The sequence below is a fragment of the Micromonospora deserti genome (assembly GCF_003236335.1).
GTDB classification, from domain to species: domain Bacteria; phylum Actinomycetota; class Actinomycetes; order Mycobacteriales; family Micromonosporaceae; genus Micromonospora; species Micromonospora deserti.
Genome location: NZ_POUB01000206.1, coordinates 1 through 10,886 on the forward strand (window position 1 = coordinate 1; position 10,886 = coordinate 10,886).

Annotated in this window: 11 protein-coding genes and 1 pseudogene; 9 read left to right on the forward strand and 3 right to left on the reverse strand. The window is 72.6% G+C overall.

The window, feature by feature from the left end:
• Nucleotides 1-184: 184 nt before the first annotated feature.
• Nucleotides 185-790, reverse strand: a pseudogene (locus C1I99_RS23420) (site-specific integrase); the annotation flags it as partial.
• A 62-nt stretch (nt 791-852) separates the two neighbouring features.
• Between C1I99_RS23420 and C1I99_RS23425 the strand changes: the two are divergent.
• The 3 genes from C1I99_RS23425 to C1I99_RS23435 are packed head-to-tail and all read left to right on the forward strand — an operon-like array spanning nt 853 to nt 4,231.
• Nucleotides 853-1,377: a PadR family transcriptional regulator gene (locus C1I99_RS23425; protein ID WP_111136366.1), complete on the forward strand. Its 525-nt coding sequence runs from the start codon at nt 853-855 to the stop codon at nt 1,375-1,377.
• The gene (locus C1I99_RS23430) at nt 1,374-2,045 is read left to right on the forward strand and encodes an ABC transporter ATP-binding protein (protein WP_111136367.1); all 672 of its coding nucleotides are present in this window, start codon (nt 1,374-1,376) and stop codon (nt 2,043-2,045) included. The genes C1I99_RS23425 and C1I99_RS23430 overlap by 4 nt, the downstream gene beginning before the upstream one ends.
• The gene (locus C1I99_RS23435; RefSeq protein WP_111136368.1) at nt 2,042-4,231 is read left to right on the forward strand and encodes an ABC transporter permease; all 2,190 of its coding nucleotides are present in this window, start codon (nt 2,042-2,044) and stop codon (nt 4,229-4,231) included. Before C1I99_RS23430 ends, C1I99_RS23435 begins: the two co-directional genes overlap by 4 nt.
• A 189-nt stretch (nt 4,232-4,420) precedes the next feature.
• On the opposite strand, the gene C1I99_RS23440 is transcribed toward C1I99_RS23435, so the two are convergent.
• Entirely contained in the window at nt 4,421-5,704 is a 1,284-nt protein-coding gene (locus C1I99_RS23440; protein WP_111136369.1) for a YncE family protein, read from the reverse strand.
• 84 nt (nt 5,705-5,788) lie between these two features.
• On the opposite strand from C1I99_RS23440, the gene C1I99_RS23445 reads away from it, so the two are divergent.
• From C1I99_RS23445 to C1I99_RS23470, 6 genes are all read left to right on the forward strand, one after another.
• Nucleotides 5,789-5,929 carry a hypothetical protein gene (locus tag C1I99_RS23445; protein WP_199562364.1) on the forward strand — a complete coding sequence of 47 codons (141 nt, stop codon included), beginning with the start codon at nt 5,789-5,791 and terminating at the stop codon, nt 5,927-5,929.
• Between the two features lie 157 nt (nt 5,930-6,086).
• On the forward strand, nt 6,087-6,515 hold the full coding sequence (locus C1I99_RS23450; RefSeq protein WP_111136370.1) for a hypothetical protein: 429 nt from the start codon (nt 6,087-6,089) through the stop codon (nt 6,513-6,515).
• A 64-nt stretch (nt 6,516-6,579) separates the two neighbouring features.
• Complete coding sequence (locus tag C1I99_RS32880) at nt 6,580-6,990, forward strand: spore-associated protein A (RefSeq protein ID WP_158554101.1); 411 nt, start codon at nt 6,580-6,582, stop codon at nt 6,988-6,990.
• A gap of 147 nt (nt 6,991-7,137) precedes the next feature.
• A complete protein-coding gene (locus C1I99_RS23460; RefSeq protein ID WP_158554102.1) occupies nt 7,138-9,162 on the forward strand; it encodes a serine/threonine-protein kinase in 2,025 nt (674 codons plus the stop codon).
• Between the two features lie 11 nt (nt 9,163-9,173).
• On the forward strand, nt 9,174-9,785 hold the full coding sequence (locus C1I99_RS23465) for an FHA domain-containing protein (RefSeq protein ID WP_111136374.1): 612 nt from the start codon (nt 9,174-9,176) through the stop codon (nt 9,783-9,785).
• Nucleotides 9,786-9,850: 65 nt separating this feature from the next.
• Nucleotides 9,851-10,315, forward strand: a complete 465-nt coding sequence (locus C1I99_RS23470; RefSeq protein ID WP_111136372.1) for a DUF8243 domain-containing protein — start codon at nt 9,851-9,853, stop codon at nt 10,313-10,315.
• Nucleotides 10,316-10,321: 6 nt separating this feature from the next.
• Here C1I99_RS23470 and C1I99_RS23475 read toward each other — a convergent pair whose 3' ends face one another.
• Nucleotides 10,322-10,798: a GNAT family N-acetyltransferase gene (locus tag C1I99_RS23475; RefSeq protein WP_325049232.1), complete on the reverse strand. Its 477-nt coding sequence runs from the start codon at nt 10,796-10,798 to the stop codon at nt 10,322-10,324.
• Nucleotides 10,799-10,886: the final 88 nt, after the last annotated feature.

A 10,886-nucleotide genomic window follows, 5' to 3' on the forward strand; every position in this document is an offset into this window, starting at 1 on the left:
GCCTGCGGAACTGGGCGGGCTGCAGCCCGGTGAACGGGAAGATCCACTCCGGGCGAGCCGCCGAGATCACCTGCACCCTGACATGATCCACCATGGACGCCCGACCGAGTTACGAGACGTCCCTTAGCGAGGGGGACCGGCGCGACCGGCCTAGCGTGGACAGAGGGAATGGGTGGTGGGTCCTTCACCGGTCCAGCGCGTTGCCGAGCCGCTTGAGCGCGTCACGGGTGGCCGCCGAGGAGACCACCGTGTAGATCTCCATGGTGATGGCGAACTGAGCGTGCCGAAGGATCTGCATCGCCACCCGGGGATGCACGTCCAGGTCGGCCAGGAGCGAGGCGCAGGTCCGCCGGGCGTCTCGGACGGTGATCCGCCGGACACCGGCCGCGTCGCAGCGCCGGTCCCAGAACCGGTTGAAGTTGCGCGGCTCGATCGGCCGGCCGTAACGGGTGGTAAAGATGAGGTCCGAGGGCTGCCAGGCATGACCAGCGGCGTCCCGGGCGGCGGTCTGCGCGGTGCGACGGCGATCGAGCGCCACGACGCAAATGTCCGGCAGCGGCAGGGTGGCGTCCGACGCGGCCGTCTTCGTCTCCCGGTGGAGCAACTCGGCACCGACCCGCTGGAGCTGCCGGTCGATGGTCAACTCCCCCGCGTCGAGATCGACGTCGGCCCACGTGAGCCCCAGCATCTCGCCCTTCCGCAGACCGAGCACCAGGACCAGGACGTACGCGGCGTAGAGCGGGTCGTCGTCGGCCCGGGCCGACTCTAGAAACCGCCGCGCCTCTTCGCTAACGTCATCGACGTACGCCCGGGATATATACTGGAGGTATACACTCAGGGTATGGTGCCGGTATGAGTGTTCCCATGACCCTTCTCGGCCTGCTCGAACGCGAGCCCAGCCACGGCTACGACCTCAAACGGGACTACGACACCTTCTTCAGCCGGGGCAAGCCCCTGCCGTTCGGCCAGGTCTACTCGACCCTCGGCCGCCTCGCCCGGGACGGCAAGATCGTGATCGGTGAGGTCGAGCCGGGCGTAGGCCCAGAGCGCAAGCGCTACGTCATCACCGAGCGGGGCGCGACCGAGGTCGAGTCGTGGCTGACCGAACCGGTCGAGGCCGAGCCCAACCTCCAGACCGTGCTGTTCACCAAGGTCGTGCTGGCGCTCATGCTCGGCCGCCCCGCCGAGGAGTACCTCGACATCCAGCGCGCCGCGCACCTGCGGCGGATGAAGGAGCTCACCGAGATCAAGCGCACAAGCAACCTCGTCGACACCATGCTGGCCGACCACGGCCTGTTCCACCTGGAGGCTGACCTGCACTGGATCGACACCACGGTCGCCCGGTTGGACGCCCTTCGAGCGGTGGTACGGGGATGAAGGCGATCGAGGCACGGGACGTCGTCCTGTCCTTCGGCGAGACCCCGGCGCTGCGGGGCGCCAGCGTCTCGGTGGCCCCGGGCGAGATCGTCGCCATCATGGGCCCGAGCGGCTCCGGGAAATCCACGCTGCTGCACTGCCTGGCCGGGATCCTGGTACCGAACGCCGGCGAGATCCACTTCGACGGCCGCCGGATCGACACCCTCAGTGAGAACCAGCGCAGCGTCCTGCGTCGGGACCATTTCGGGTTCGTGTTCCAGTTCGGACAGCTCGTGCCGGAGCTGACCGCGGAGGAGAATGTCGCACTGCCGCTGCTGCTCGGCGGCATCAAGCGGGCAGCTGCGCTCGCGGAGGCGCGGCCCTGGTTCGAGCGGCTCGGCCTGGCCGGGCTGGAGCGGCGCCGGTCCGGTGAGCTGTCCGGCGGACAGGCGCAGCGGGTCGCGCTGGCCCGAGGGCTGGTCGCCCGGCCCGGGGCGCTGTTCGCCGACGAGCCGACCGGGGCGCTCGACTCGCTGACCGGCGAGCAGGTCATGGATCTCCTGGTCTCCTCGGCTCGCGCGCAGGGCACCACCGTCGTTCTCGTCACCCACGAGGCCCGCGTCGCCGCATACGCCGACAGGCAGGTCATCGTGCGCGACGGCAGGGTGAACGCGCTGGTGCACTCATGATCCGGTTCGGCGTCCGGCTGTCGTTGGCCGGCGGGCGGGAGGCCGCGACCCGGCTCGTCATCATCGCTACCGCAGTGGCGCTCGGCGTCGGCATGCTCCTGACGGCGCTCGCCGGCATGAACGCGGTCGGTGCGCAGAACCTTCGGTACGCCTGGCTCAACTCCGCCGTCGCTCCGGCGTCCACCTCTGCTGATCCGATGTGGTGGATGGTGCGGGAGGACTACTTCCGCGGCAAGTCCATCGGCCGCATCGAGGTCGCCGCCCTGGGCCCGGACGCTCCCGTCCCGCCGGGCATCCCGCACCTGCCCGGGGCGGGCGAGTTCTACGTCTCTCCCGCGCTCGCCGACCTGTTGCACACCACGCCCGCCGCCGAGCTCGGCGACCGCTTCCCCGGCCATGAGATCGGCGTCATCGGCCGGTCGGGGCTGCCTTCCCCCGACTCGTTGCTCATCGTCATCGGGCGGACCCCGGCAGAGCTGGAGCAGTTGGGGGCCCAGCAGGTCACGCAGATCATGACCACCGACCCGAGCGACTGCAACGGCTGCTTCATCGGGCTCAACGCGAGTGCCATGACGCTCACCCTGTCCGTCGTGGCGGCCTCGCTGCTCTTCCCGGTGCTCATCTTCATCGGCACCGCGACCCGCCTCGCCGCCACCCGCCGGGAGCAGCGCTTCGCCGCGATGCGGCTGATCGGTGCGACGCCGCGGCAGATCTCGGTGATCTCGGCGGTCGAGTCGACACTCGCGGCTGCCGCCGGGACCGTTGCCGGGTTCGGCCTGTTCCTCGCGTTCCGGCCAGGACTCGCCGCGATCCCGTTCACCGGCGAGCCCTTCTTCACCTCCGACCTGTCGCTCAATGTCGTCGATGTGCTGCTGGTCGCGCTCGGCATCCCGGTCGGTGCTGTGGTGGCTTCCTGGCTTGCGCTGCGCCGGGTGCAGATCTCACCGCTGGGCGTGAGCCGGCGGGTGACGCCCCGCCCGCCGCGCGCGTGGCGGCTGATCCCGCTGGTCGTCGGGCTCGTCGAGCTGACCTACTTCATCGGCCGGCGGCCCGAAACCACCAATGGCCAGATCACCGCGTACATCTCCGGATTCGTGCTGATCCTGGTCGGGCTGGTGCTGGCCGGGCCGTGGCTGACCATGCTCGGCGCGCGGGTGCTGGCCGGACGCGCGAGCCGGCCCGCAGCGCTCATCGCCGGACGGCGGCTGTCGGACAACCCGCAGGCGGGGTTCCGGTCGGTGAGCGGGCTGATCGTGGCGCTGTTCGTGACCAGCGTGGCGACGGGCACGATCACCACGTTCGTCGCCAACCGTGGCGAACCGCGTACCGATTCCGTGGCCGCGACGTCGCTGTCGAAAATCTTCTGGCCGGAGGATGGCCCGGCGCCGTCTGTCGACCAGATCCCGGCCGGACTGTCGGCGATCCCGGGTGTGCGCAGCGTGGCGCTCGTGCACGTCAACCCCGACCGGGACGGGTGGCAGGGCGTGATCACGTGCGCTGAACTCGCCCGCCTGGTGGTGTTCGGCAGCTGCCCCGCCAACGCGCAGGTCGCAGCCGTGGCCGGCGACCTCATCGGCAGGCGCGCGTTCGATCAGACGAGCGACGACTACGTCTGGGGCGCCGCGAACGTCGCGTCGGCGGACGTCTCCCGGTTGCCGATCCTGTCGGTGGTCGTCGACACAAGCAGCCAGTCCGCGTTCGAGCGGGCCCGGACGATGCTGGAGACCGCGTTTCCGCAGGGCCGCTTCCCGGCCAGCGTCGGCGAGTGGGAGGCCACCTCCACGCGGCAGCTGGTGCAGTTCCAGCAGCTGGCCAATGTGGTCATGCTGGCCAGCCTGCCGATCGCGGGCTGCAGCCTGGCGGTGAGCGTCGCCGGCGGTCTGAGCGACCGGAAGCGACCGTTCAGCATGCTGCGGCTCACCGGGGTGCAGCTGCGCACACTGCGCCGGGTGGTCGCGTTGGAGAGCGTGGTGCCGCTGCTGGTCGTCGCGGCGGTGGCGATCGGGATGGGGTTCCTGGCCGCGCATCTCTTCCTACGGGCGCAGCTGGGCTACACGCTGCTACCGCCGCGCCTGCCGTTCTACCTCATGGTCACCGGTGGGTTGGCGGTATCGCTGGGAATCATCGCCTCGACGCTGCCGCTGCTGCGGCGGGTCACCGGTCCGGAGACGGCCCGGAATGAGTGAGCGACGCTCCGGCAGACCTGCGCACGGCTCTGGCCCAGATTCGCCAGGCGTCCCGGCTGGTCTGCCGTGCCGTGGGGCCTGCGGACACGCCCCACGCTGAACCGCCGGGTACCCGTTCCCATCCCGCTCGGACAGCACGCCCCACTGATCCCCGGGCCCCGGCCCGGGCCCGGGGGTCGGGGAGAGCGTTCAGCCGGTGGGGGCGGTCCAGCCGACGGGTACCCGGCCGATGCGGACCCGCTGCGGGTGGTCACCGACGGGCACCGACGCCACCCGCTGCCCCGTGGCGAAGTCGATCGCGCTGACCCGGTCGGCACCCGCCTCGGAGATCACGCAGTGCCGGCCGTCGGCGCTGACGGTCGCCCAGTAGGGTTTGCTCGCCGGCACCAGGGGACCCTCCTGGAGGGTGGCCCGGTCCACCACGGTGGCGTAGTCGTCCATGGTCCCGGCGACGCAGACCTTCGTGCCGTCGGGGCTCATCGACAGCCCGTGGTGGCGCGAGTCGTTGACCCAGGTGGTGCGGTCGGGGTCGGTACGCGGGTCGGCCGGCAGGGTGCGGATGCGGGTGATCGCGTCGGTGGCCACGTCGTACTCGATCAGGCCGTTGAAGAACGACACCTGGAAGTAGAGCGTGGACTCGTCCGGGGTGAAGACGGCCGGGCGTACGGCGTCGGACAGATCCTCGCGTCCGAACCGGTCCAGCCGCTCCCGCATGTCGATGACCCGGACCACGTCGAAGGTGGTGGCGTCGGCGATGGTGATGCGACGGTCGCCCTTGGTCCAGTCGAGCCAGGGCGCGTCGAGCGCGGTGTTGACTTCGCCGATCGACATGTTCCACAGGTACCGGCCGTCGGCGGTGAAGACGTTCTCGTGCGGCTTGTCGCCGGCCCGGAACGAGCCGATCTCGCGACCGGTGACGATGTCGAGCACGTGCACCATGTTCGAGGTGGAGGCGGAGACCGCGACCCGGCGGCCGTCCGGCGAGACAGCCATGTGGTCCGACCGGTAGCCGGAGACGGGGAACCGCCACCGTATGGCGCCGGTGGTCAGGTCGAGGGAGACGACATCGGCGAAGCTGGGCCGGGAGATCACCAGCGAACTGCCGTCGGGGGTGGTGTACATGTCGTCGACGAACTGGTCGTTGCCCTCGCCGGGGCCGAGCCGGATGCCGAGGAAGAACGCCAGCCGTACCGGGTCGCGGTAGATCTCCCGGAGGCGGGCCGCCCGGTCGGGGATGGCGTTGAGCCGACCGATCCGGGCGTAGTCGCCGCCGGCCTCGATGACGTCGACGGTGCCGTCCCAGTTGTTGCCGACGAACATCACCTGCCGCAGGGCGGTCGTCGCCGCCGCGGCCGGGACAGCGCCGGCGAGCGTGACGGTGACAGCGGCGGCGAGGGCGGCGGCGACGGCTCGGCATGGGCGGCGGACGAGCGGTGGACGGGACCGTGGCGCGCGGTGTCGGAAGGGGGTCACGGCGACCTCCAGAAACGCGAAGGATCCTCTTCTACCAGACGGTAACAATCAAAACACATCGATAGAGTCGCCGGAAGGGGCACGTTGGAACGCACCATCGCCCGGCTCACCGGCTACCGCCGGTTCACCATCCGCTACGAGCGATCCGCCAGGCCCTACCGCGCATCCCTCACCCTGGCCGCCGCCCTCACCTGCCACGATCGCCACCTCGACCTCACCACCTGAGACGGGTCGAGACTGACCACCAGGGACCGGTGGCCGGACCGGCGTGCCTCCCCGAGGGGAGAGAAAGGTGGCCACTTCGCCACCTACCGGCACCGCCCCGGCGCCTGGTCTGCTGGGTGGGCAGTTCGATCAGGTCCACCAGAGAAAGCAGGGCGTCATGTCAGTCCTCCGCCGCACTCTCGCCGTCGCGGCCACGGTCACCGCCGCGGCCGCCGCGTCGCTGGTCAACGCGTCGCCGGCACTCGCCAGCACGCCGGCCAGCTGCTCCAGCGTCCGCCAGATCGGCACCACCCGGGTGCTGACCGTCGGCGGCATGTCCGCGGCGTCGGTCAAGCAGTACTACGGCTGCGGCTACAACTACGCCTACATCTACGTGTGGGAGCAGTACCGCAACACCCACTCCAACTGGGACCTGTACGTCCACGTCATCGACCACAGCGACAGCGGCACCGACTACGGCGTGGGCCAGCTGAACAACACCACCCGGGCGGAGCTGTGGGGCGCGCCCGCCCCGACCGCGGCGCACTGCACGCACGTCACCGGCTACCTCAACTCGACGGGCGGTTCGACCAGCACGGTCTGCTGACGTCCGGTCACACCCCGGGCGGCCCCTGCCGAGCAGGGCCGCGCCCACCGACGAGAGGACCCCGATGAACATCCCCCGAACGCTGGCGAGCGTCGGTACGGTCGCCGCGCTGGCCGCCGGCACCGTCGCCGTGGCCGCCGCCCCGGCCCAGGCCGCCGCGTACAACGGCGCCTGCGGCAGCGGCTACCGGGTCATCGACAAGATGAACATCAACATGGACCGGGCGACGGTCTACCTGACCTACAACAGCGGCTGGAACTGCGTCGTCACCATCACCAACACCCCGGGAAAGCGCGAGTACATGTCCGCGCAGATCGAACGCTCCAACGGGGGCGACTGGATCGAGGACGAGGGGTACTACACCCAGTACGCCGGGCCCGTCTACGTGTACGCGCCGAACGAGTGCATCGACTGGGGTGGCTCGATCGCGTACACCGACGTGACCTGGATTCAGTGGGACGACCACTGCGGTTGAGCCCCACGGGGGTGTCGGGCACCGGTTGAGCCTGGGCCGGCGGGCGGCGAAATGGGGGCGCCCGCCGGCCCGGTCGGTGTCCGGCAGGTGAACGGACAGTGGCCGGGCGGCGACCCTGATCCACGTATCGGTCATAATGGGCCAACCATGGTCCACAGAGAGCAGACGGCGGCCCGCCGCGGCGCCGCCCCCGGCCCAGGGCTCGACCTCGGCGTGGCCGGGTGCAGCGACGCCGTCGAGATCGGGCGGGGCGGCTTCGGGGTGGTCTACCGGGCCTGGCAGCCCGACTTCTCCCGCTGGGTGGCGGTCAAGGTGCTCGCCGCCGACTGGCACGGCCCGTCCCGGGCCCGCTTCGAGCGGGAGCTGCGGGTGCTGGGCCGGCTATCCGACCATCCGCACATCGTGACCCTGCACCAGGCCGGGCGGACCGCCAGCGGCAACCCGTACCTGCTGATGGCGTACGAGGAGGGCGGCTCGCTGGCCGACCGCCTGGCCGCCGGCGGCGCGGAGGGGCCGGCGCGGCGGTGGGCCGCGGCGGTGGCCGGCGGGATCGCGGTGGCGGGCGCACTGGAGACCGCGCACCGGGCGGGTGTGCTGCACCGCGACGTGAAGCCGGAGAACATCCTGATCTCGGGGTACGGCGAGCCGAAGCTGGCCGACTTCGGGCTGGCCCGCCCGCGCGCGGCGGAACCGGGCGCCAGCCGGCGACGGGTGACCGCCAGCGTGCTGCACGCGGCGCCGGAGGTCCTGCGCGGCGAGCCGGCCTCGGTCGCCTCCGACGTCTACGCGCTCGCCTCGACCGTGCTGCACTGGATCCACGGCGCACCCGCCTTCGCGCCGGACGCGGCAGCCAGGGGCACCGCGGGCGGGGACGCCGCAACAAGGGACGCCGCAACGAGGGACGCCGCCGGGGATGCCGCGCCCGAAAAGGCACCGGACGATCCGGCCGCGCCGAACACGGCCGAGCGGGCCGGCACGGACGACACCACGCGGGCCGGCACGGACGACACCACGCGGCTGCTGCGCCGCATCGCCGCCGACCCGGTGCCCGACCTGCGGCCGGCCGGCGTACCGGACGCCGTCTGCGCGGTGCTGGAGCGGGCGATGGCGAAGGACCCGGCGCGGCGGCACCCGACGGCGGTGGCGTTCGCCGAGGACCTCCAGCGCGCCCAACAGGCCGCCGACCAGCCGGTCACCCCGTTCGTGCTGGGCGGCGGGGACGCGGGCGGGACCGCCGGCCGGTGGCCGGACAGTACGCCGGCCGACCGGCCGCCACCGCCCCGGTTCTCGCTCACCGCCCGCCGCCGGGCGGCCCTCGGCCACGGCCTCACCGCGACCGCACCGCGGGCGACCGGGCAACGCCGGCCTCCGCTGGCGCGCAGCCTCGGGGCGCTGGTCATGGTGGTGTCGGTGCTGGCCACCGCGGCGTCGGCGGCCCGCCCGGCGCCCGACCCGGTGGAGGTGCCGGAGCTGGCCTTCGGCGACCAGGAGGTGAACGCCGAGTCCACCGAGCAAGCGGTCACCGTCCGCAACGTCAGCGCCCGCGAGGTGCGGCTGACCGGGGTGACGGTCGCCGGCCCGCACGGCGACGACCTGCGGATCGTCACGGAGGAGTGCACCGCCCGCCGGTTGGCCCCCGGCCAGCGGTGCGAGGTCCGGCTGACCTTCACGCCGCGCGCGCCGGGCCCCCGCCGGCCGGAGCTGGCGCTGGCCGTGGCCGGGCGGGCCGCCCCGGTCACCGCCCGGGCGCTCGGCACCGGGCAGCCACGCCGGGCCAGCCGGGACGACGCGCCTCCCGGCCGGTGCTACGACGACGCCTACCAGGTCGGCCCGTCCGCGTACGGACACGCCGGGGGGTTGCGGGCGATCTCGGTGAAGCAGTACTGGTCGCCGACCTGCCGGGCCACCATGGCGTACGTCTGGGTGTGGAAGCAGTACCGCGACAACGTGGCGGTCGACGGCGGTACCTGGGCGGTCGACCTGGCGGTCGGTCCCGCCCCCGGCACGGCCGGCCCGCCCGGGCGTCGGCAGCGGGCGGAGGGGCAGCCGTTCGAGCTGTGGACCGAGCCGTCGCCGCTGACGGCGGGGTGCACCGCGGCGACCGCCACCGTGACGGGCCCGCGGACCGGGGAGCCGACCAGCGCGACGACCGAGCCGTACTGCGGCCGCTGACGGGAGACGTGGTGGACGGGTACTTCGAGGTCTACGCCGCCGGTGCGGTCCGCCTTGTCTCGTTGACCGCCGGCGCGCTCACCATCGGCCGGGCACCCAGCAACGAGCTGCCGATCGACAGCCGGCTGGTGTCCCGCCTGCACGCCCTGGTCGAGCACTTCCCCTCCGGCTGGTCGATCCGGGATCTGGGCAGCACCAACGGCACCACGGTCAACGGCACGCCGGTACGCCAGGCGCAGATCCTCCGGGACGGGGACCGGGTGGAGATCGGCCCGGCCCGGCTGGTCTTCCACGCCCCGGCGGAGCATTCGAGCACCCGGACGGTGCACGTCGAGCCACCGCCCCCGCCGCCGGCCCTGACCCCGCGCGAGCAGGAGGTGGTCACCGTGCTCTGCCGCCCGTTCCTGGCGGGCGGGGTGCCGTTCCCCGAGCCGCCCGCGGTGCGGGCGATCGCGGCCACCCTGCACATCACCGAGAGCGCCGTGAAGAAGCACCTCTCCCGGCTGTACGACAAGTTCGGGCTGACCACGAACGACGACCGCCGCCGGTCCCGGCTGGCCAGCGAGGCGGTACGCCGGGGCGTCGCCGGCACACCGCCGTCGGTCGACGCGTCCTGTCGTTGATCCGGTTGAGCCCGCCGCCGGCCCCGGTCGACGGTGGGGGCCACGACCGTCGAGAGGGGACGCCGATGATCCGCCAGCGCGAGACCGTGGAGGTCGACCCGGTCCTGTTCCGCGCCGTCTACGACTCGCCCGCGTCGCTGCCCGGCCGGCACCGGTGGACCACCTCCGAGTCGGACGTGCGGCGGATCGAGAAGCTGCTCGGCATGCCGCTGCGCAGCATCGGCGCGCCGCTGTGGGTCAGCGGCGACGAGCCGGACTGCCCGAAGTGCGGCCGCCGGGTCAACTGGTACGACATCGTCTCGTCCGCGCTGTCCGGGGTGCACGACCGGATGATGATCGCGACGGTCATCCTCGGCGACCGGAAGTACGTCAACACCGAGATCCCGGCCGCCATCGCCGGGGTGCGCTGCTCCGACTGCCGCACCCCGATCGAGGGGCTGCGCAGCTTCAAGTGCCACAACTGGGCGTACGCCTTCGAGGCGCTGGAGGCCGTCCGGCAGCGGATGTCCGGCGCCACCGGGGCGCTGTGACCCCGGTCAGTCGCCGACCGGCCCGGCGGTCAGGTCGCGGACGTGCCGCAGCCCGGGACGCCCGTCGAGGGTCACCTCGCCGGCCGGGGTGAACCCGGTGCGCCGGAGCACCGCGAGTGAGCCGGCGTTGTCCAGGGTGGTGACGGCGGTCAGCCGGCGCAGGCCGTACGCCTGGTGGGCCAGCGTGCAGACGCGCCGGACCCCGTCGGTCGCCACCCCGCGCCCGGCGGCCCGCTCGGCCACCCGGTAGCCGAGTTCGGCCTCGCCGTCGGCGACGTCGACCAGGTTGAACCGGCCCAGCACCTCGCCGTCGTCGTCGACCAGGACGTGGAAGTGGCACCGGCCGGTGGACTGCTCGGCGAGGAGCGCCGCGTGCCGCGCCTCGAACCCGGCGAAGTAGTCGTCGCCCCGGTCCGGCACCGACCGCGCGAACCACGCCCGGTTCTCCCGCTCGAACCGCAGCACCGCGCCGGCATGCCGCACGTCAAGGCGCTGAAGCTCACCCACCGCGCCACCCTACCCACCCCGCACGACGTCGTGGCCGGCGCGCTGGTGGTCGCCGTGCTCGCGC

What these genes read in the sequence shown, in the direction of transcription:
- C1I99_RS23450 (WP_111136370.1), top strand. Translation starts at nt 6,087, where the DNA reads ATGTCAGTCCTCCGCCGCACTCTCGCCGTCGCGGCCACGGTCACCGCC.
- C1I99_RS23460 (WP_158554102.1), top strand. Translation starts at nt 7,138, where the DNA reads ATGGTCCACAGAGAGCAGACGGCGGCCCGCCGCGGCGCCGCCCCCGGC.
- C1I99_RS23470 (WP_111136372.1), top strand. Translation starts at nt 9,851, where the DNA reads ATGATCCGCCAGCGCGAGACCGTGGAGGTCGACCCGGTCCTGTTCCGC.
- C1I99_RS32880 (WP_158554101.1), top strand. Translation starts at nt 6,580, where the DNA reads ATGAACATCCCCCGAACGCTGGCGAGCGTCGGTACGGTCGCCGCGCTG.
- C1I99_RS23425 (WP_111136366.1), top strand. Translation starts at nt 853, where the DNA reads ATGAGTGTTCCCATGACCCTTCTCGGCCTGCTCGAACGCGAGCCCAGC.
- C1I99_RS23430 (WP_111136367.1), top strand. Translation starts at nt 1,374, where the DNA reads ATGAAGGCGATCGAGGCACGGGACGTCGTCCTGTCCTTCGGCGAGACC.
- C1I99_RS23435 (WP_111136368.1), top strand. Translation starts at nt 2,042, where the DNA reads ATGATCCGGTTCGGCGTCCGGCTGTCGTTGGCCGGCGGGCGGGAGGCC.